Source organism: Methanocellales archaeon (genome assembly GCA_028715985.1).
Classification (GTDB): Archaea; Halobacteriota; UBA148; order UBA148; family UBA148; genus UBA148.
Genome location: JAQUQR010000006.1, coordinates 23,108 through 44,979 on the forward strand (window position 1 = coordinate 23,108; position 21,872 = coordinate 44,979).

Here is a 21,872-nt window from a genome sequence, read left to right on the forward strand (position 1 = left end):
TATTTCCCGATAAGCTAAATGCTCCAGATAAGCTAAATGCTCCAGATAAGCTAAATGAGATAGGAGATTAAATGGACCTTACTACTAACGTCACAGGATTGCAACTGAGAAATCCCACCATACTGGCTGCAGGAATCCTCGGCAGTACCGCATCTTCGCTGAAAAGGGTTATGAGTAGCGGTGCAGGTGCGGTTGTAACCAAATCTATAGGAGTCGCGTTAAGAGAGGGCCATCCGGGGCCGGTGATGATTCAAACAGAGCACGGTTTTTTGAATGCGATCGGCTTAGCTAACCCCTCCTACCATGAGTTTACACATGAGTTAAAGGAGGCAAAGGGGGAAGTTCCCGTAATTGTGAGCATATTCGGCAGAAATGCGGAGGAGTTCAAAGAGGTTGCCCTTGGCTTGATTGGGGCAGGTCCGGATGCCTTTGAATTGAACCTGAGTTGCCCTCATGCCGAGGGATATGGGGCCTCCCTCGGGGAAGACCCCAACGAGGTCGAGAAGATCACCAGAGCTGTTAAGGAAGCGGTGAACGTTCCGGTATGGGTCAAGCTCCCGCCCCTGACAAGCATCGTCAAGAGTGGATTGGCCGCTCAAAAAGGGGGAGCTGATGCCGTTGTTGCAATAAACACGCTGCCAGCCATGGCAATCGATATAGAATCCCGCTTTCCGGTATTGGGCAACATCAGTGGCGGGCTTTCGGGAGCGGCGATAAAGCCAGTTGCCTTGAAATGCGTCTATGATCTATATGCTGCGCTAAATATCGACATCATCGGTGTGGGAGGAGTTTCCTCTTGGAGGGATGCCCTTGAGTTCATCCTGGCTGGCGCTTCTGCCATAGAAATCGGGTCCGCAGTCTACGAGGATATGGATGTTTTTAGACATATCTCGGAGGGGATCGCCCGCTACCTACAGGATACTGGCTGTGACTTAGAGGATGTACAGGGAGCTGCAGTGAGGTGATCCCAATGCACGCTGAAATAACCCAGATCGTCAATGAAACGCCATCCACCCAAACCTTCTTTTTCGACTTGTATCTGGGGCACGTCCCCGGGCAATATGTGATGGTCTGGATTCGTGGAGTGGACGAGATTCCGATGTCTCTTTCTTACTCCAATGCCATAACGGTACAAAAAGTGGGAGATGCAACCGCTGCCCTGTTCAAATTGGGCAAAGGCGACTCTTTTGGGATAAGGGGGCCATTCGGAAATGGTTTTTCGCTGGAGGGAAAGTCAATCCTGTTGATTGCCGGCGGGGTCGGAGCTGCACCCTTGGGATCGTTGGCAGAAAAGGCAAAGGGTAATAATATAAGGGTAAAGACGATTCTGGGGGCAAAGAGCGCGGAAGAGCTATTGTTTAAAAAGCGGTTCGATAACGCCGGAGATTTGATGATAGCAACAGAGGACGGCTCTCTTGGATATCCTGGACTAGCCACCGAGTTGGTTGATGAGCTGGACCTGGCAAAATATGATGCGATTTATTCCTGCGGTCCGGAAAAGATGATGTTCAGAGTTTTGAATATCGCAGAGGGCTTTGATGTGTTATCCAGAGTGCAATTCAGCCTTCAGCGCTATGTCAAGTGTGGCCTCGGTCTCTGCGGAATGTGCTGCATCGATCCTTCGGGATTGCGCGTATGCAGGGACGGACCTGTATTCAGGGGAGACCAGTTAGTGGGCACAGAGTTCGGGCAATATACGAGGGATGCAAGTGGAAAGAGGGTGAAGCTGTGAATAAAGAGTATGATCCAAATGCAGTAGAGCCAAAGTGGCAGAAGCGGTGGGATGACGATAATTTATACTACTTTGATCCCAAGGCAAATGGCACGAAATACGTAATAGACACTCCGCCGCCGTTTACCTCCGGCTCCCTACACATGGGCCATATACTAAATCATACCTGGATCGACATTGTAGCTCGATATAAGCGAATGAGGGGCTACAACGTTTTGCTGCCCCAAGGCTTTGACTGCCATGGCTTGCCCACTGAGCTTCAGGTCGAGGGACGAGGCGTATCCAAAGAGGACAGGAAAAAATTCAGAGAGGCGTGTGTTGCCTGGACTGAGGAGAGCATAAAGAAGATGAAGTCCCAGTTCAAGAGATTGGGCTACTCAGCTGATTGGTCCAGGGAATACAGAACGATGTCTGAGGATTATGTAACCAAAGTCCAGTTATCCCTACTCAAATTTAACGAGCTGGGACTAATCTACCGAAGGAGGCATCCGATCCATTATTGTTGGAACTGCATGACAGCACTGGCAAAAGCGGAACTCGGATATTTAGAGCAGAAGGGCGCTCTCAGCTACATAAAGTTAGAGGTTGATGGGGGGGATGAGATGGTAATTGCCACAACCAGGCCAGAGCTGATGTGTGCCTGTGTGGCAGTCATGGTGCATCCGGAAGATGGGAGGTTTCGCAGGTACGTAGGAAGAAAAGTACGATTGCCTCTCTATGACAGAAAAGTCCCCATCATTGCAGATGAAGAGGTTGACATGGGCTTTGGGACTGGGGCGGTATACGTCTGCACATATGGCGATGAGCAGGATCTGGCATGGCAACAAAATTACTCCTTGCCCGTGATAAATGCAATAGACAAAAACGGATTGATGACGGAAGCAGCTGGCAAATACCAGGGTTTGGGCATAGCTGAATGCCAAGTGCAGATAATAGAGGATTTGAAGAATTGCGGGGCCCTAACCAAACAGGAGCAGATGACGCATAGGGTTTTGATCCATGCTGAGCGATCCGGATGTCAGAGGCCTGTTGAGCTTATACCAACGCTCCAATGGTTTATCAGAGTCAAAGATCATACTGAAGAGGTCGTCAAAGCTGCAAAGGAAATGAGTTGGCACCCCTCATATATGCTCCAAAGGCTCATTGATTGGGCAACCTCCTTGGATTGGGATTGGGTTATTTCCAGACAAAGGGTATTTGGAACCCCCATTCCCTTCTGGTATTGCTCCAAATGCGAGACCACGATAGCACCTCCCATAGAAAAGCTTCCAGTAAATCCTGCTACAGATGATCCGCCCGTTAGAACGTGTCCGCATTGCGGTTCGAAAGATATTTTAGGTAGTACGGATGTGTGTGACTGCTGGGTCGACAGCTCCATCTCTCCACTAATGGCAAGCAACTGGATGGGTGACGACTTCGATGAGCTTTATCCCACCTCTCTTAGGCCGCAGGGATATGAAATCATTCGGACATGGTTGTTTTATACTACGTTCCGTTGTCACATTCTAACCGGAGAGGCGCCTTTTGAGGGTGTTTTAATCAACGGAATGGTGCAGGGGCCAGACGGCAGAAAAATGTCCAAGAGCCTGAGAAACGTCATCGAGCCAGAGGAGGTGGTCTCTGAATATGGCATCGATCCTGTCAGACAATGGGCTGCTACCGCCTCGCTGGGAGAGGACTATCCCTTCGAGTTCAAGGAGATCGTGTATGGGAAGAGATTCTTGACCAAGATGTGGAACATCGCTCGATTCAGCATTCCCCATCATTCCACTAAGGTCCCAAAGAAACTGAGCCTCATCGATCAGTGGATGCTCAGCAAGCTCAACAGATTGGTTGGGGAAGTCACGACTGATCTTGATAGATATGAATTCAAGACTCTCCAGGATATTAGAGATTTTGCTTGGAATGATCTGGCAGATAACTATATTGAGATGATAAAGTATAGATTATATGGCAATGATGTAAAGGCAAAAGAAAGCGCACAGTACACGCTGAGCCTTGTTATCGATACGATATTGCTGTTGTTATCCCCGTTCATTCCGCACTTTACAGAAGAGGTTCATTCTTGTTTTGGAGAAAAAAGCATCCACTTGTGCAAATGGCCAGAAGTGGATACTTCGCTGATAGACGACAAGGTTGAGATGGGCGGTGAACAGATCAAGGATGTCATCAGTGCCATAAGAAGGTATAAGTCAGAGAGTGGCATGGCGCTGAACGCTGAAGTGAAGAACATCGAGATATATGCCCCTGATATCAGCTGGCTCACTCATGGCATAAAAGACCTCAAAGGAGCTACATGGGCGAGGAATGTTGAGGTGATGGAAGGCACTCCTCATACGGAGGATCGCATAGTTGACATCAAGCCGAACATGAGCGTTCTTGGGCCACTATTTAAAAGCAAAGCGGATAAGGCGATAGAGGCGTTGAAGAGCACGCCAAACATAGCAGAGAAAATTGAAACTGGCAAGATCGCAATAGAGATAGATGGCGAAACCGTAGAGGTAACTTCCAAAGCCGTAGAAATCCAAAAAGAGATTCTATCGGGGGGGAAGGCTGTAGATCTAATTCAGGTTGGAGATATGGTCATAACAATTTCACGATGAATTCTTTGATATCTTATAAAAGGTGAGATTTAGGTTAGGCATAGACTTATCTCTACATAGTATAGAACATTATGCAAACACCCGGGAGCAACTACAGTGAAGAATAAAATCGGGTCTGGTGCCCCCATCCTTGCGGTGGTTCCTGTCCAGGTTGGGGCTGTAAAGAATTACACGCTTACCGCTTCAGCAGAAAAGAAAGAGGGGCAAATAACAGTTTCTGGAAAAACAAATCTGCCAGATGGTTGCGTTTTGGGAGTGTTTATCGAAAGACCCTATTGGAGAAAGGGATTGCTTGTTCCATTAGATGCACATGAAGCTGAACGGATGCTTATAGACACACCCCTTTGGGAAAGGGGAGATGACACCACTTATACGGGACACATGGCTTTCGGAGAGGCAACGGTTGAAAAGGGAAGCTATGAGGTCAGCTTAACGCCCGATGACGTGGGATGGTACGACAATGCCATAATGCTCATCGAGCTGGGCCTGTGGACGGATTTTGAAAGAATATCTGATGATTTGGCAATATCGGTGATTTTTACGCCCAAAAGGGATCAGCCCGACTCAGTTTACGCCCTTCTGGGCAACAATGCTGAAAATATGGCGGGCGAACAGGTCGAATTCTCCGGTCATTCCAACGTTTTAAAAGCGGAAACGACGTTGAAGGTGCATTTCCTTCCTCCTAGCGCCCATAGGACTACTTCAGCGGAGAAACAAACCCCGACACCAGCACAAGAGACATCTCAGCCAGAACAAATAAAACTCTCAAGAGACACACCCGGATACACATCAACATTTCCACTCGAAAGTGGCACATCAATATTTAGGATGACGTACAACGGTTCCGAAGAGTTTGAAGTTGTGCTCGTAAATTATAAGGAGGTCCACCCATGTGGAGCTTACGACGCCACATATGCTGTTCTCGCGGATGAGATTGGCCCTTTTGATGGAGTTAAAACCGTTGAGATAATTGAGCCTGGGACTTATATCTTATATATATCTGGAAAAGGTCAGTGGTCGATAATCATTGAACAATCTTGATTTACTGCCTCAACTCTGGTGCCAAAGACATTTATGAATAGGTGCAAAAAAAGTATCAGAAAAGATCTATTTAATTAAATGCCTAGTCCGGTATTGTAGAATTTTTCGGGAGCGTTCTATCAGGCGAACACAGTGAGCAATAAAGAACAGGTATCAAAGGCCCACTCAGTAGCTACAAGGAGGTTACCCACCAAAATTAGAATATAGAAAACAATCCACCCTATATCCATAGTCATTCCCCTTCATAATTCTTGGATTCTCTCGACATAATGCCCAAGAGTGCCGCTAATAGGGATTATTAAAACGAGGGAAATAAAAGTCATTCCAACAGCCCCTGCTATCTCCCACCCACTCATAGCATATACGTTGCTCCAGTTCGTTATCCAAGCAAGGGCAGTAATGGGTATCCAGCAGAAACACCCTATGGATTTTGCCATGTGTCCTCTAGGAAAATGGAATCGGAGTTCAGGTTGCGGTATTACAAGTCCAGCAATGAAACCAACAAAGGTTCCCGGAGCTGCACCGAACTTCAGGGCTTTGATAAGAAGAGCCTTCCTGACTTCCAAGGGTACATGCCGGTGGATTCCGGAAACAACCGGTCCGGAAACAAGCATGTATCCCACTAAGGAATAAATCCACATCCCGAGGATAAAACCCATGATAACTCCTGCTAAAATACTAAGTCCTTTATTACCTTTCATTTTGTCCTCATTTCATTTCCCAAACCAACTCTTCTTAATAGATATATTTTCAATATTTAAAGTCATATACCCCGTTTTGAAAAACGGGGCATCAACGTAGATGCCCAAGGGTTTTACGTTTTTGTCGCTTTTACTGATTTTTAGCAATTGAATTCAGGTGTAAGTATTCAAATGAAAAACATTTTCATTAAGCCGCTTACGAATTTAAAAGGCTATTCTTTATCCAGTGTAAAGGAATTCTCCCTCTTCCATCCAAAAATGCCGATAGAAGCCGACAACCCATCCCTTTGTCATTTCAAATAGACTCTTTGGTTTATCGAAGCCAAACGGTGTGCCCCCTATCTCCGCCCAAGCCTCTTTTCTTACCATATAATTATGCCCTACATCAAAAGGAACCCTGATCAGGTCTAAAAGTTCAGTTACGAAATGGTAAGTCTCACGAGGATACTGAATAGTACGGGTAAATCGACTAATTGTATTAAATTCCTTCTGGCGAAAGATTAGAAAGCCAAGTTTAAGATACTTTACAAACAAAGATGCTGCCTTCATCCAGGCATCGTCTAAATCACAGAAGAATGTATATTTTTCCAGCCAGATAAATAGTTCTATATCTAAGAACCAGCTTGTACCTATAGAGGATGCCCCGGCTTTGCCAAGCCTTCTTTCTTCGGAAGACCTATCCACCCAGTAAACCCCCACATTTGTGTGTCTCTTACAAAACTCATACATCCATTTAGCGTTGTAGTAGGCATAAATGAGTTCGTACATTTTCTTGTCTATCTTTTTATTCCTTTCAAGTTCCTTCCAGAATGCCCAGACCTCTCCAGTAAATAATAGAGAAGTCATTTCCTTCTCTTGAGAAAGGATTTGGTTTACATAGCGCTGAATAATAGCTTCTTCTATCCCCAAAATCCCTAGAGTTTCCTTTATAGGCACATTATCTAGAAACCAACTTGGACTCATCTTTTTGTAATACTCAATCATTTTCTCGTAGCCTTCAACCTCCGATTTTTCTAATTTTTCTATTAATGGATCTATTACTTTCACGGTTAGGGAATCGTCTAAAAGGATATATCTAATCTTTCTGTTGGTCATCTCGGTTAATTCTCCGCCAGAGAAGCCTTTAGCCCCTAAAGCTTCTTCCACTGGCCTTCTCATATTCTGGAGATATGACCAGAGATTAGTCCAGATATAGGGGTGATAGAGGGTAATGAATCTGACGAGTTCTATTTTCTGTTCATCGCTCAAATCCAAATTCAACAATTTCTCATCGTAAGGACTTTCTCCTTTATAATCCAATTTCTTATGCTCTAAGAGTTTTTCTCTCGCCTTTCCCTTAATCCCCATCCCATCCAATTTCTTCTCAAAGGACACCCGTAGCCTACCCTTAGGGTCATTCATCTGGCTAATTATGGTCAAACCACTATCTTCAATCCAGCAGACCCTCTTCCAGCCCTCAAGTAAAAATGGTTCTCCTAAAATAATACATACACAGGCAGTAGGCGGGATCCCCAAAATACTTTCATATTCTCCTTCGTCAAGGAATATCTTGGTAAGCCCCTTATCTTTATAAAATCTCTCAAAAATCTTTTTACCAACAAAATCACCTACTATACATCCTATAACTGGAGAAATTATAAACAATGCAAAGCCTGAAAATAAATTGTCAATAAGAAGAAAAACATACGTAATCCCAGGAATAAAACTCACAAGTAATCCAATATTTGCACCTGTAACTTTTTCCTTTTTTGCAAATATACTCATAATAATACCCCAAAAGAGGCATACAAAACTCATCAAAAAGCTTGCAAAAATTACGTCGAAGAAGTCGAAAAAAGTGATACCTATGATGATATCGGTTAAATTTGAAAGAGAAAATAACACGTCAGCAATAAAACCTATGCAAAAAGCCACTAAAAATCCAGCAATCATACCCACAAATCCATCTCTGATAACAATCTTAAACTTGCTTTTTGGAGCTTTTTTCATTCCATGGACAAAATTATCTGTCATAACTCGTCCAATCAACGGAGTAACAAGTTTGCCGACGAATCTCCCTATCAAAGTGCCAACAATTAGGAAGAAAAAGAAAAACATAATCCAAATTAATGTATAAGCTTCTTCAAAAATACTTAAGCCTATGGCGATTGATACAAAAAAACCAACCACAGTCCCAAAACGTCCACCAGCAGATTTCCAATCAGAATTAATTAATTGAAATGGATGTCCTAACATGCTTTCTTTATGTACTAAAAAGATACCAACAAGCGAACCTATAATTACTCCCCCAGAAACCCCGACATTAAGGTCAATTATAACCATAGATAATCCAACAAAGAACCCCACACTGCTTCCTAAAATGAAGCCGAATATTTTATTAGCGCGCTTCACTTTGTCATCAAAGCTTTCATTCTCTCTAAACAAACCTAAAAAATACCCTGCGATGAGAGCTATAAAAATAAACAACAATAACGGCTGATATATTATGATAAGTAAGCTGAGGCCAATAATCAAAACATCTATTAGAAAAGAACGTTTCATAGAGTATCACCTCAAAGAAAGACTATAGATGCAATTGCTACTACAGCTATTGCTATTAAGCCAGCTATGATTTTCTTTTTCATAATTTTTCACCTTCTTTTGTTTTTATTCTCTCTCTAAATATATTTTTACTCTCATTTTATTTAGAACGGTATTTCTAGGGCTCTGTCAAAACATTTTATTGCCTCCTCATATTTCTTTTCTCACCACCAGCATGCTTTTGCTTTTTCAGTTTACACCCACCAATTCAAAAAACGAGTAAACCCTCGTCGGCGGAGGGTGTATGCAATGTTCTCTTTCGTGATTCCCTTTGCCTTGCGTCATGCTGTAACCAGTGCATGCCTCAGTTCTGTCCGTGAAACCCTCCTCTTCGAAGACATACGAAAGTTCGCACAGACAATACCAGTCCTCCTCGCGTGTTGAATCGGCCAGAAGGAACATAGCTTGCCAGTGGATACCTCCAAATCCAAAATGATTACCTTCAACTAACATCGACACAACCCAGGTGCGAACATGATAATCATCTATATCATGTGACTGCTCAATAGAATATAACCTTGCCAATTCTCCCATTCGGCAGATGGCACCCAAAATAGCAAAGCCAAGCATTGTTACAGTCGCGTGTGTGATTACGTCCTTCATTCTCTCCACAAGTGCCTCTGTTATAGCAGGCCCGCCTGGGCCTATCATGTATGCAAGGTTCACCATCTCAAAGAGAAGTCCGTTGTCTGCTTCCGTGCGAATAGCTTGAGCAAGTAGAGGAGGGATATTAATCCGATAGGCGGGCATGATTTCTGGATCTGTAAGAGGCGTATGCTTTGCCCATTCAGGCTCTAAAATCCGTTCTAGCTCCACTACGGCTTCCCGCCGCGTAGGAGAATCCGAGTGTGAAAGCTTCTCCCCTAACTTCACGACATAATCAATCTTTTCTTGCAGACTCATCATTCACCTACAAAGTCACTATATCCCGTACTTAAGTACGGGGGCCTGTAACAGTAAAAAATTTGGTATAAAGCGTTATGTAACCGTTTTTGAACGTTTTTTTCTTTTTCTTCATCTGCAATTAAATTCTCTCATACATTAATTAACCTATGGTTTGTATATCCAAAAAAACAAGCGCTTTGCAACGACAGTTCCACACATAGTCCTCTTGAATTTGGATCCCGAGTACAGAAAATACGACCTGGATGCCACCTTGAATGCTCATATAATCCCTTGAGATCCCTCGCATTCCTCGCCCTTATTCGGTCCCATTGTTCACAAGCCTTTTGATCGGCTGAACCTTTCTAAATAATTCTTCTGGCGTTTTCTTTTCACCATTTAATCTAAGCAGTCATTTGTAAGACAAATATTTATTGATATGATATGCTGCATCCATACCTTCTTTAATTGCCCAAACGATGAGAGACTGCCCTCTATGCATATCTCCGGCGCAAAATATGCCCTTTTTGGACGTCATATAAGCATTATCAGTTTGGACATTACCTCTTTTATCTAATGATATTCGAAGCTTTTCTATAAGCCCATGATGCTCAGGGTTTGTGAATCCAAGTGCAAGCACTATTAAGTCTCCCTCTATCTCAAATTCACTGTTTGGCTCTTCTATGAATATAGGGCATCCCTTGTCATCTTGCGAAAAATTAACCTTAACGCAAGATATTCTTTGCACGTGATTATTTTCTCCTACAAATTTCTTAGTGGATATAGACCATTGCCGCTCGCTCCCTTCTTCGTGAGATGATGAAGTTTTAAGGAGCATTGGATAATAGGGCCATGGCATTCTATCCGTTCGGCATTCGGGCGGCTGCGGCATGATCTCGATTTGAACAACGCAAGTCGCCCCTTGTCTGTTTGCGGTTCCAACACAGTCAGCACCCGTATCACCACCTCCGATGACAATAACCTTTTTTCCCTTAGCATTAATCATATCTTCTTTTGCGATTTTCCCTCCTTCTAGCAGTCTATTGGATTGTATAAGATAATCCATTGCAAAGTGAATGCCACTTAACCCTCTACCCTCGATTTTAAGATCCTTGGGTACCCTTGATCCGCCGGCCAGACAAATGGCCTCAAAGTTTTCCTTGAGTTTAGAAACTTCGTAATCAATGCCAACATCAGTTTTTGTAACGAACTTAATACCTTCCTTTTCCAATATGCCCAGTCTTCTATCGAGAATTTTTTTATCTAGTTTAAAACTTGGAATACCATACCTCAGAATGCCGCCAATCTTCTCATCCTTTTCAAACACGGTTACTTTATGACCCTCCCTGTTAAGTACTGCTGCACACGCTAATCCTGCTGGACCGGATCCTACTACTGCTACAATTTTACCCGTTCTTTTAGTTGGCGGATGCGGTTTGACATAACCCTTTTTGAAAGCTTGTTCCGAAATCGCCAATTCATTTTCTTGTATGGTAACAGGATCATCATTTATTCCTAAAACGCATGAATATTCGCAAAGTGCAGGACACAGTCGCCCGGTGATTTCAGGAAAAGGGTTTGTGACCTCCAATAAATTATAAGCCCTTTTCCACTGCCCTTTAAACATTAGGTCGTTCCATTCAGGGATATAATTCCCGATTGGGCAACCCCAATTACAAAACGGTGTTCCGCAGTCCATGCAGCGGGAAGCCTGCTCTTTAGATTTTTCAATAGGATGGGGTATTGTGACCTCACCATAGTCCATTATACGTTCACATACAGGCCTATAGGGTGCAGTTTCTCTTTTATGTTTTAAGTAACCTTTTGGATCACCCATGGTCTGGATCACCCATCAGTATACTCCTTTAGATCTAATCTATCTTCTACCTTAATGCCTTCAGTAATTCTTTTGTATTCTATGGGTATTACTTTAACGAAATGCCTTATTTCACTTTTAAAATTATCCAAAAAATGTTTAGCGAGACTGCTGCCTGTGTATCTGTGATGATTGCTTAAAAGGGTTTTTATAATATTTTTATCTTCATCACCTGGTGTTTCTAGAATTACCATATCGGTATTGCATCGTAACTTGAATTTTTCATCTTCATCATAAACATAGGCAATACCGCCTGACATGCCAGCGGCAAAATTTCTTCCGGTTTTTCCTAAAACAAGCACTCTGCCACCTGTCATATATTCGCATCCATGGTCTCCCACACCTTCTACAACAGCATAAAGTCCAGAATTTCTTATGCAGAATCGCTCTCCAGCGATACCATTTATGTAGGCCTCCCCGTTTATCGCCCCATAAAATGCAGTATTTCCGATAAGCACATTCTCTTCTGGTTTATAATCAGAATTTTTAGTAGGGTAGACGATTATCTTTCCACCGAATAGCCCTTTTCCGATGTAATCATTGGACATGCCTTCGAGCTCGAAGGTAACGCCTTTTGCAAGAAATGCTCCGAAACTCTGTCCTGCAGTTCCTTCAAATTTACAATGGATTGTATTGGGAGGTAAGCCACTCTCACCATGGATTTTACAGATTTCACCGCTCAACATAGCCCCAGTTGACCTGTTTGCATTATTTATTTTCATGTGTATCTTTGTTTGTTCTTTTTCAGTCAGTGCTTTTTTTGAAAGGTGTATGAGTTTCTTATCTAAGACACTGTCTATCCCGTGATCTTGCCTTGTATTACAGCCAACATTATCGCCCACTTTGGGTTTATGGAGAATTCTTGAATAATCAATCCCCTTGGCTTTCCAGGGAATAATACTTTTATTAACTTTTAATAAATCTGTTCTTCCTACCATCTCCTCTATTTTCCTTACTCCTAAAGTTGCCATAATTTCTCTAAGTTCGGTTGCTACAAAATTAAAATAGTTAACAACATGATCAGGATTTCCCTTAAATCTATTTTCAAGTAACTCCTCCTGTGTTGCAATACCTATCGAACAGTTGTTTAAATGGCAATGTCTTAACATTACACAACCCAAAACTATTAGTGCGGCTGTGCAAAAACCGTATTCTTCAGCCCCGAGCATGGTTGCAATAGCTACGTCTTTTCCGGTTCTCAATTGACCGTCTGTTTGTAGCCGCACTCTGCTTCTTAGGTTATTTAAAACTAATGTCTGATGCGTTTCTGATAGACCAAGTTCCCAAGGTAGCCCTGCATGTCTTATCGAACTTAAGGGCGATGCTCCTGTGCCCCCATCGCCCCCTGAAATGAGAATCATATCAGCATGTCCTTTAGCAACACCAGCTGCAATAGTTCCAACGCCAATTTCTGAGACGAGTTTTACACTTATTCTTGCATTAGGATTAACATTTTTTAAATCGAATATTAATTGTGCTAAATCCTCGATTGAATAGATATCATGATGAGGTGGTGGTGAAATTAAGGTTACCATAGGGGTCGTATATCGGGTTTTTGCAATTATAGCGCTTACCTTATGCCCTGGAAGCTGCCCCCCTTCTCCGGGTTTTGCACCCTGCGCGATTTTAATCTGTAATTCATCAGCATTAATGAGATAATTTGTTGTAACACCAAATCTGCCTGATGCTACCTGCTTTATGGCACTTCTTTCTGAATCACCGTTCGGAAGAGGATTAAATCTGGATGGATCCTCACCCCCCTCTCCCGTATTAGACTTAGCACCTAGCCTGTTCATTGCTATAGCTAAAGACCTGTGAGCGGCCCCACTAATCGATCCAAAGCTCATAGCACCGGTTGCAAACCTTTTTACTATTTCTTCGACAGGTTCAACCTCTTCGATAGGTATAGGAGTAGTTTTCTTGAATTCTAATAAGCTTCTTATAGTTGTGGGATGCTTGGATTGATCGTCTATCAACTTGGAAAAAACTTTATATTTAGCGTAGTCGCCTTTCCTTGTAGCCTCTTGAAGCGTTGCTATGCTTTCCGGATTCCAAAGATGAAATTCTCCATCTCTTTTCCATTGATATATCCCTCCTGTAGGGAGGATAGATGAACCCTTTTCTGTATCTGAAAATGCTTTTATATGCCTTTTAATCGTTTCTTCTTGAATTACTTCAAAATCGGCACCACCTATGCGCGATGCAGTACCAGCAAAACATTTATCTATTATGTGATTATCCAGTCCTAATGCCTCAAATATCTGGGCACCCCGGTAACTTCTTATGGTGGAAATGCCCATTTTTGACAGTATTTTGAGTATGCCTTTATTAATAGCTTTTCTATAATTTCTTACAGCCTCATTAATTGATATATTTAGTTCCCCTAGATGGATAAGATGCCGCAGGGCTTCATATGCTAGATAAGGATTTACGCAGTCTGCCCCATATCCGAATAAAAGAGCAAAATGGTGAACTTCTCTTGGCTCTGCGCTCTCTATAATTATGCTGATCTGCGTACGCATGGCTTTTTGAACCAGATGATGTTGCACGCATCCCATTGCCATAAGCGAAGGCAATGCAGCATAATTTTCATTCACTCCTTTATCGCTTAGTATGATGAAAGAGTATTTCTCTTTGATTGCATGTTCTGCCTGCTTGCATATACGATCGAGAGCTTTCATAAAAGAGCCCTTTTTGCGTATATCAAAAAGTAAAGATACGGTCTTGGTTTTGAAGCCTTTCCCGTTTATATGCCTTATCTTATCTAGCTCGCTGTTTGTCAAAATAGGTTCTCTGACATCAAGCTTCATCGCGTGGTCAGGTATCTCTTCTAAAATATTTTTTTGCGGCCCTATGAAGCTTCTTATGCTCATGACAAAGTCTTCGCGTATAGGATCTATCGCAGGATTCGTTACTTGAGCAAACAGTTGCTTAAAGTAGTTAAAAAGGAGTTGCGGTTTACTTGACAAAATAGCATGGGGGGTATCATTACCCATAGACCCAATCGGCTCTTTTCCCGTCTCACCCATAGGTTTTAATAAATACGTTAAATCTTCGCGCGTATAACCAAAAATCTTCATCTCGAGAAGAACGTTGTTAATATGGTTTTCAATCTTCTTTTTTCTTTTCAGCTTCGGCAATTCATCTAATTCGATTATATGTTTCTTGGTCCATTCACAATAAGGTCTTTCGTGTAATAGGCTTTCTTTGATCTCTTCATCCTTGACTATTTTTTTAAGCTCCGTATCTATAAAAAACATTTTTCCTGGCTCAAGCCTTCCCGAATAAAGGATTTCATTTGGATTAAGGTCAAGAACACCGACCTCAGATGCCATTACGACCAAATCGTTCTTTGTTACGATATATCTTGCTGGTCTTAATCCGTTTCTATCAAGCACTGCACCGATCTGTTTTCCGTTAGTAAATGCGATTGTAGCAGGTCCATCCCATGGCTCCATAAGGCACGCATGATATCTAAAAAATTCTTTTAACTTCTCATCTACGAGAGTATATTTGCCCCAAGCCGAAGGTATCAACATTGTCATTGCATGTTGCATCGATCTGCCTGACAATGTAAGCAATTCAAATACGTTATCAATAGTTGCTGAATCACTGCCACCAGGGGCGATGACTGGTTTTATCTTCTCTATGTCTTTTCCGAAATATTTATTTTTAAGAAGCCCCTCTCGTGCCCTCATCCAATTGATATTACCTCTTAATGTGTTTATCTCTCCATTATGGGCGAGAAATCTAAACGGTTGAGCCAAATCCCAGGTTGGAAACGTATTTGTGCTATAGCGAGAATGCACTAAACAAATAGCACTTTTTATTGCTTCATCTTTAAGATCAAGGAAGAAATCTTCCAATTGATGAGGCATTAAAAGTCCTTTATACGACATAGTTCGGCTTGAGATATTCGTAATATAAAAGAAAGATTTTTGTTTAAGTTTGGAGGAATGGATTTCATTTTCTATTTGCTTTCGTATAATATACAGTTTTCTCTCAAACGACAGTTGGCCGCTGATATTTTCACTCTTTCTTATAAATATTTGCTCAATTATAGGCTCGGTTTCTCGTGCCATCTTGCCTATAAGAGAATCGTCTACAGGAACCTTTCGCCAACCTAAGAGCTCTTGGCCTTCGGCAGAAATAACTTTTGAAAATATATTTTTACAATAATCACATTCTTTTCTATCCTGTGGTAAGAATATCAATCCCGTTCCATACTCTCCCACATGAGGCAAATTAATCTCATTCTCTTTACACTCTTTAAGAAGAAATTCATGAGGAACCTGAATCAAAATGCCGGCGCCATCACCTGTTTTAGGATCTGCGCCAACAGCCCCCCTGTGCGCAAGATGCTTTAATATCATTAAGCCTTGATCGATAATATTATGGCTTTTTTGGCCATTGATATTACATACGAATCCTACGCCACAGGAATCTCGTTCAAACTGCGGGTCATAAAGACCTTGTTTTGCAGGAAAATGTTTATGATTCATACCAGTCAGTCCTTTTTCAGCGCTCTGGCTACAATTTCGGCCAGATCTAACACCTGCACTCTATCGACAGCGTCTTTATCTTTTAGCCCGTCTTCAAACATGGTCATGCAGTACGGACAGCATACGCAAATCGTCTCCAGGTCTTCATTCAAGGCTTCTTCTACACGCGCCACATTGATATGTTTGCCAATGGCCTCTTCCATCCACATGCGCCCGCCGCCGGCACCGCAGCAAAAAGACTTATCGTGATGACGTTCCATCTCGGTTGGTATCTGACCGGTAGCCGAGGCAAAAACTTTGCGCGGGGCTTCGTAGATATTATTATAACGTCCCAGATAGCAGGAATCGTGAAACACCGCTTTACCCAGGTCATTGGTCCGGTTCAACTCTAGTTTACCCTCTTTGAGTAGATTATTGATTAACTCGGTGTGATGACTGACTTCCAGTTCGGCACCGTACTGAAGGTAGTCGTTCTTCAAGGTACTGTAGCAGTGCGGACACTGGGTAATAATTTTCTTAACACCTCTTTCAGCAAACATCTTGATATTCTCTCTAGCTATACGGTCGAAAACGAATTCATTACCCAATCGGCGCAAGCTGTCACCACAACACATTTCATCCTTACCAAGGATGCCCCAGGAAATGCCCGCTGCATCCAGAATTTTAGCCACTGCTAAGGTCGTCCGTCGGTTGCGGGCATCAAAAGCACCGGCACAGCCTACGTAAAATAAATATTCGGTCGTGCCAGCCTCAAACGGCTTGGCATCAATGTCCGTCGCCCATTTGATACGCTCCCCGGGAGCAATGCCCCAGGGATTACTTCGCTGCTCCATATTCTCAAAAAAGGCTAGCAGCTCTTCCGGGAACTCGGCTTTCATCTCCACTAGATGGCGACGCATATCAACGATCTTGGGCACATGTTCAATAGCTAGCGGGCATACTTCCATACAAGCGCCACAGGTGGTACATTCCCAGATGACCTCTTCAGATATGCTACCGTCCTGCTCTTGACCGTCGCTTATTAAGGGTAGTATCGGGTCTTTATTCCTGAGCATTAACGGGCCATTTTTCAGCAGGTTGACCTTAATATCGTGGATGACCCGTTGCGGGTTTAACGGCTTGCTGGTGAAATTAGCCGGGCAGCAATCAGTACAGCGACCACACTCACTACAGGAATAAGAGTCAAATAAATCCTTCCAGGTAAATTGGTCTACCCGCCCAACGCCGAAGATATTACTCTCTTTGAACTCTTCCCGAGATTGGGTATTAACCTTGGTGAGACTCTTGAAAAAACAGTTGGGAATGGCGGTAAGAACATGCATGTGGTCGCTGTAAGGCAGGTAGTTCAGAAGGGAGAGCATCGCTATAGCTTGAATCCACCAGAAAAAGTTGGCATAGCCAACTAGGCTTCCTGCTGAAACGTCCATGAAGAAAATAGAGGCCACCAAACTGGATATTGGCATGTACCGGGCGGCTTCTACACCCCCCTGAGCAATTTCGCTGGCGTTCATACCGAAAAAGGTAATCATCAGAATGGCGATTACTCCCAGAATAACAAAGGCCTCAAGGCTCCGCGCGACTATGTAAGACGGAGGAAAAGCCAGACGACGGATTACTGCAGCACACACTGCCAGGAGAGCAAACAACGATACCCAGTCAAAAATAAAGGACAGGGCATGGTACAAACCAGCCGGCAGTAGCGATAGGTCAATGTGATCTGGGAACACCCCGTTAAACAGGAACTCGGTAGTTTCAATCAACAAGATCATAAAGCACCAGAAGAGGACAAGGTGGTTTAAACCAAAACGATATCCGTGGGAAACCGTGCATCGCTGAGCAAAAGCTTGATACAGCATGTTCCCGATACGCTTGCCGATATTACTGAAACGATTGTCTGCCTTGCCCAGGGTCACCAAGCGAAAACGTCGGAAACAACTCCAGCCAAAAAGCGCTACAGAGGCCACAAAAATGACGGCAAATATCGCGATATTAGGCGGCATAGTTTACTCCCTTTCTGTTGTCAGTAATCCTGCACTACGCAATAACTTGCTCTTTTTGGCTTGCAATTCTCTAATACGATTGGTAATGGCTGGAACTATCTTGAAGAGGTCACCCACAATTCCATAAGTAGCTACCTCAAAGATGGGTGCATGCTGGTCGGTATTGATGGCGATGATCACATCCGAAGTCTGCATGCCCACCAGGTGCTGAATAGCGCCGCTGATGCCACAGGCAATATAAATCTTGGGTCTAACCGTCTTGCCAGTTTGGCCGACCTGACGTTCCACCGGCATCCAGCCTGCCTCAACCGCAGCCCGGGAACAACCGACAACACCACCTAGTTCGTCAGCCAGTTCTTGCAGGATGTGAAAATTCTCTGGAGCGCACATGCCTCGCCCGCCTGAGACAATTACATCTGCAGCAGCCACATCCACACCCTGTTTGTCAACTTCAGTTATCTCCAGAACCTTGACCCCAACATCCTCTTCCTTCACCGGTATGGACTCACGGACAATCTTACCCTTGCGGGAACTGTCCTTCTCTGGCATGGGCATCACATGCGGTCGAACCGTGGCCATCTGCGGACGGTTGCGTTCGGTCAAAATGGTAGCCATGATATTGCCACCAAAGGCAGGACGTGTCTGCAGCAAAAAACCTCTGTCGTCAATTGCCAGATCGGTGCAATCTGCAGTCAATCCGGTCTTGAGTTGTGTTGCTACGGCCCCGGCTAAATCCCTCCCCAAGCCGGTGGCACCCACTAGCACAATCTCTGGTTTATACTTTTCAATCAGGTAACAAATGGCTTTGTAATATGGCTCGGTGCGGTAATAGTGAAATACCGGGTCGTCAATCAGGTATATCTTGGCAGCGCCATAGGCAAATGACTCCTGACAAAGAGCCTCCATCTTGTCGCCAATGACCACAGTGCAAAGCTCAACGCCCCGGATTTTAGCCAGGTCAGCACCTACACTCAGCAGTTCCCAGGAAACTCCAGCCGGTTTGCCTTCAGCCTGCTCCACAAAGACCCAGACGCCCTTGTACTCTTTAATCCTGGCCAGCACCGCCGCTTTCTCGGCACCCACCTCTTCGACTTCGGGGGCATCTACTGCCTCGGCTTGAGCAGCTATCTCAGCGAGAATCTTCAGCTCCTTTGGAGTATAGTATATTTCAAGAGCGTCAGCCGGGCAAATCTCGAGGCACTTGCGGCAGCCGATACAATTCTCTACAATTATGATTGGCTCGCCTTTGTCATTCATTTCTATGGCGTCTTTGGGGCAATCAGCCTGGCAACGGGCACCACAGGCGATGCACTTGCCAGGAATGAGTCGAGCTACCCCATGGGGTTTCTTTATTTTATTCTTCTTTTTCATCTATAGACCCTTTATTTATTTAACTTGACTTGATATCAATTATAGATTAAGAAGGTCTTTTTCTATCAGCCTGTCCAATAATAAATGGGCAGCCTCCTCTGGTTTACTGGTGCCATCGCCTAGTATCTCACCCTTGGCTCTCTCTGGCGAAAAGATTTTGCGTACCTGTGTAGGCGAACCCTTGAGTCCGATGGTTTCCTCGCTTAGTTCCATCTCTTTGTTGTCCCACAATGTCACCGTGGCACTCTCAGCCATCAGCCGCATTGGCACCGTAGGATAGCGCGGTTTGTTAATCTCTTGAACCACGGCAATCATCACCGGTAAGGGTGCCTCCACTAGTTCATGTCGACCCTCGAGTTTACGTCTGACCCTCACCTTTTTAGCTTGCAGGTCTAAATTCTCGATACGGTCTACCAGGGTCAGCTGTGAGTATCCCAGACGGGTGGCGATGCCCGGCCCAACTTGAGCCGTATCGCCATCAATGGTTTGCCGACCGCAAAGCACCACCGCCACTTCCTCCTTCTGGTCGAGCCGATTGATGGCCTCAGCCAAAACCATGCTGGTTGCCAAGGTATCAGCTCCGCCAAAAACGCGGTCGCTCAAAAGTACGGCTTCGCTCGCTCCCAGGGCTAGAGCCTTTCTCAGCGTAACTTCAGTATTGGGAGGACCCATCGAAATTACCGCTACCCGAAGCCCGTATTCGTCTTTAAGCCTGAGGCTTTCTTCTAGGGCGTGGGTATCAAACGGATTCATAATAAAAGGCACACCTTCTCTAATTAGAGTGCCTTTGACTGGGTCAATCTTGACCTGAGTGGTATCTGGTACCTGTTTGACACATGTAACCACTAACATCTACTGCATCTCCTCAAAGGCACAAATAATCCCCTGCTTAACCAATCCCTACCACGAAAAATCCAAGATACTGCCATCTATTGACGCTAATCCCAAATTTTCCTTATTTTCGACATCAGGGTATTTCGATTTATCCCCCAGAATCTTTGCGGCCTTAATTTGGTTGCCAAAAATCCTTTCCAATGTTTTTTCAATAAGAGCCTTGCTCATACTCTCCATCTCCTCATACCTTTTCTCACAGAATCTCAGGGCACACAATATTTTGCTGATTAGAGCACGCCTAAATATTTCTGCAACTCCCATTCGCTAACGTTTATGCGGTACCTGTCCCACTCAACCTTCTTCGAGGTTATGAAGTTCCTGAAGATATGGTCGCCTAATGCTTCTCTTACCAGTTCGCTCCGCTCGCTCAGTGCAATCGCTTCGATCAGACTTCCTGGAAGCGATTTTATTCCTTCCTTTGCCTTTTCCTCCTCACTCATCCCATATACATCCTTTTCGATGGGTTTTGGTAGCTCATACTTGTTTTTTGCGCCATCTAATCCAGCAGCGAGCATTACCGAAAATGCCAGGTAAGGATTGCATGCAGGATCGGGGCTGCGGAATTCTATCCTTGTGGCCTTTTCTTTCCCGGGCTTGTACATCGGAACTCGAACGAGTGTTGATCGGTTGCGTCGTGCCCATGAAATGTACACTGGGGCTTCGTACCCAGCCACCAAACGCTTATAGGAATTTACCCATTGATTGGTGATTGCCGTAATCTCTGATGAGTTTCTTAGCAATCCTGCTATGTATCCCTTACAGAACTCTGAAAGATAATATTCGTCGTTCGGGTCAAAGAATGCGTTCTTATCTCCTTTGAATAACGACTGGTGGGTGTGCATGCCTGAGCCGTTCACCCCAAAAATCGGTTTCGGCATGAAGGTGGCATAATACCCATATTGCTGTGCAACCTCCTTCACCACGATCCGATATGTCATCACTTGATCTGCCATGGTCAGTGCATCCTTGTACCTGAGGTCGATCTCGTGTTGCGAGGGTGCGACTTCATGGTGACTGTATTCTACCTCGATTCCCATGGCTTCCAGCGTTAAGATGGTGTCTCGCCGCAGATCGCTTCCAGCATCCAGTGTAGTCAGGTCGAAGTAGCCTCCCTGATCCAGCACTTCGGGCTTATTGTTCTGCTTGAAGTAGAAATATTCCAGCTCAGGGCCTATGTAGAACGTAAAACCCTCCCGCTTCAACTTTTCCAGATTCTTCTTCAGGATGTACCTTGGGTCCCCCTCATAGGGGCTACCGTCTGGCTTTAAGATGTCGCAGAACATCCGCGCAACGGTACTCTCTTTACTGCGCCATGGAACAATCTGGAACGTCGATGGGTCTGGTTTCGCTACCATATCACTCTCATCAATCCGTGCAAATCCCTGTATAGATGAGCCATCAAATCCCATGCCTTCATCGAAAGCACCTTCCAATTCGCGCGGTGTAACGGCAAAACTCTTCAACTGTCCGAGAATATCTGTGAACCAGAGCCGCACGAACTTTACTTCTACATTATCGACTGCTCCCAATACATCCTCTTTTGTATTCATTTTTGTATTTTTTTTCATCTGATACTTCACCACCTCTACTCCATAATTTAAGATATAATATCCTTATTCTATTTAAGAAAAAAACACAAAAATTATGAATAGGTATACAATCGACTAAATACAATAAATAAATGTTGATT

14 protein-coding genes are annotated in these 21,872 nt (G+C 44.0%); 4 read left to right on the top strand and 10 right to left on the bottom strand.

The window, feature by feature from the left end:
* Positions 1-71: 71 nt before the first annotated feature.
* The 4 genes from PHI74_06105 to PHI74_06120 all read left to right on the top strand — a co-directional run bounded on the left by PHI74_06105 (position 72) and on the right by PHI74_06120 (position 5,376).
* Positions 72-965 (top strand): dihydroorotate dehydrogenase, encoded by an 894-nt coding sequence (locus PHI74_06105; GenBank protein MDD5485579.1) that lies wholly within the window; start codon positions 72-74, stop codon positions 963-965.
* A 5-nt stretch (positions 966-970) separates the two neighbouring features.
* Entirely contained in the window at positions 971-1,732 is a 762-nt protein-coding gene (locus PHI74_06110) for a dihydroorotate dehydrogenase electron transfer subunit (protein ID MDD5485580.1), read from the top strand.
* Positions 1,729-4,335, top strand: a complete 2,607-nt coding sequence (locus tag PHI74_06115) for a valine--tRNA ligase (GenBank protein ID MDD5485581.1) — start codon at positions 1,729-1,731, stop codon at positions 4,333-4,335. The genes PHI74_06110 and PHI74_06115 overlap by 4 nt, the downstream gene beginning before the upstream one ends.
* A gap of 96 nt (positions 4,336-4,431) precedes the next feature.
* Positions 4,432-5,376, top strand: coding sequence for a hypothetical protein (locus tag PHI74_06120; GenBank protein ID MDD5485582.1), 945 nt, complete (start codon positions 4,432-4,434; stop codon positions 5,374-5,376).
* A 242-nt stretch (positions 5,377-5,618) separates the two neighbouring features.
* On the opposite strand, the gene PHI74_06125 is transcribed toward PHI74_06120, so the two are convergent.
* From PHI74_06125 to PHI74_06170, 10 genes are all read right to left on the bottom strand, one after another.
* On the bottom strand, positions 5,619-6,077 hold the full coding sequence (locus tag PHI74_06125; GenBank protein ID MDD5485583.1) for a hypothetical protein: 459 nt from the start codon (positions 6,075-6,077) through the stop codon (positions 5,619-5,621).
* A gap of 219 nt (positions 6,078-6,296) precedes the next feature.
* Positions 6,297-8,618 carry a hypothetical protein gene (locus PHI74_06130; protein MDD5485584.1) on the bottom strand — a complete coding sequence of 774 codons (2,322 nt, stop codon included), beginning with the start codon at positions 8,616-8,618 and terminating at the stop codon, positions 6,297-6,299.
* Positions 8,619-8,846: 228 nt separating this feature from the next.
* Entirely contained in the window at positions 8,847-9,563 is a 717-nt protein-coding gene (locus tag PHI74_06135) for a hypothetical protein (GenBank protein MDD5485585.1), read from the bottom strand.
* 388 nt (positions 9,564-9,951) lie between these two features.
* Positions 9,952-11,376 (bottom strand): glutamate synthase subunit beta, encoded by a 1,425-nt coding sequence (locus tag PHI74_06140; protein ID MDD5485586.1) that lies wholly within the window; start codon positions 11,374-11,376, stop codon positions 9,952-9,954.
* 8 nt (positions 11,377-11,384) lie between these two features.
* Positions 11,385-15,917, bottom strand: a complete 4,533-nt coding sequence (gene gltB, locus PHI74_06145; protein MDD5485587.1) for a glutamate synthase large subunit — start codon at positions 15,915-15,917, stop codon at positions 11,385-11,387.
* A gap of 5 nt (positions 15,918-15,922) precedes the next feature.
* Positions 15,923-17,917 carry a (Fe-S)-binding protein gene (locus PHI74_06150; GenBank protein ID MDD5485588.1) on the bottom strand — a complete coding sequence of 665 codons (1,995 nt, stop codon included), beginning with the start codon at positions 17,915-17,917 and terminating at the stop codon, positions 15,923-15,925.
* A 3-nt stretch (positions 17,918-17,920) separates the two neighbouring features.
* The gene (locus PHI74_06155; GenBank protein ID MDD5485589.1) at positions 17,921-19,288 is read right to left on the bottom strand and encodes an electron transfer flavoprotein subunit alpha; all 1,368 of its coding nucleotides are present in this window, start codon (positions 19,286-19,288) and stop codon (positions 17,921-17,923) included.
* Positions 19,289-19,327: 39 nt separating this feature from the next.
* Entirely contained in the window at positions 19,328-20,140 is an 813-nt protein-coding gene (locus PHI74_06160; protein ID MDD5485590.1) for an electron transfer flavoprotein subunit beta/FixA family protein, read from the bottom strand.
* A 48-nt stretch (positions 20,141-20,188) separates the two neighbouring features.
* Positions 20,189-20,443, bottom strand: coding sequence for a hypothetical protein (locus PHI74_06165; protein MDD5485591.1), 255 nt, complete (start codon positions 20,441-20,443; stop codon positions 20,189-20,191).
* Positions 20,410-21,750, bottom strand: a complete 1,341-nt coding sequence (locus PHI74_06170) for a glutamine synthetase family protein (protein MDD5485592.1) — start codon at positions 21,748-21,750, stop codon at positions 20,410-20,412. Before PHI74_06170 ends, PHI74_06165 begins: the two co-directional genes overlap by 34 nt.
* Positions 21,751-21,872: the final 122 nt, after the last annotated feature.

Bases quoted from the DNA above. Each gene is read 5' to 3' on its own strand.
- PHI74_06105 (MDD5485579.1), top strand. From the start codon at position 72: ATGGACCTTACTACTAACGTCACAGGATTGCAACTGAGAAATCCCACC.
- PHI74_06110 (MDD5485580.1), top strand. From the start codon at position 971: ATGCACGCTGAAATAACCCAGATCGTCAATGAAACGCCATCCACCCAA.
- PHI74_06125 (MDD5485583.1), bottom strand. From the start codon at position 6,077: ATGAAAGGTAATAAAGGACTTAGTATTTTAGCAGGAGTTATCATGGGT.
- PHI74_06130 (MDD5485584.1), bottom strand. From the start codon at position 8,618: ATGAAACGTTCTTTTCTAATAGATGTTTTGATTATTGGCCTCAGCTTA.
- PHI74_06135 (MDD5485585.1), bottom strand. From the start codon at position 9,563: ATGATGAGTCTGCAAGAAAAGATTGATTATGTCGTGAAGTTAGGGGAG.
- PHI74_06140 (MDD5485586.1), bottom strand. From the start codon at position 11,376: ATGGGTGATCCAAAAGGTTACTTAAAACATAAAAGAGAAACTGCACCC.
- gltB (MDD5485587.1), bottom strand. From the start codon at position 15,917: ATGAATCATAAACATTTTCCTGCAAAACAAGGTCTTTATGACCCGCAG.
- PHI74_06150 (MDD5485588.1), bottom strand. From the start codon at position 17,917: ATGCCGCCTAATATCGCGATATTTGCCGTCATTTTTGTGGCCTCTGTA.
- PHI74_06155 (MDD5485589.1), bottom strand. From the start codon at position 19,288: ATGAAAAAGAAGAATAAAATAAAGAAACCCCATGGGGTAGCTCGACTC.
- PHI74_06160 (MDD5485590.1), bottom strand. From the start codon at position 20,140: ATGTTAGTGGTTACATGTGTCAAACAGGTACCAGATACCACTCAGGTC.
- PHI74_06165 (MDD5485591.1), bottom strand. From the start codon at position 20,443: ATGGGAGTTGCAGAAATATTTAGGCGTGCTCTAATCAGCAAAATATTG.
- PHI74_06170 (MDD5485592.1), bottom strand. From the start codon at position 21,750: ATGAAAAAAAATACAAAAATGAATACAAAAGAGGATGTATTGGGAGCA.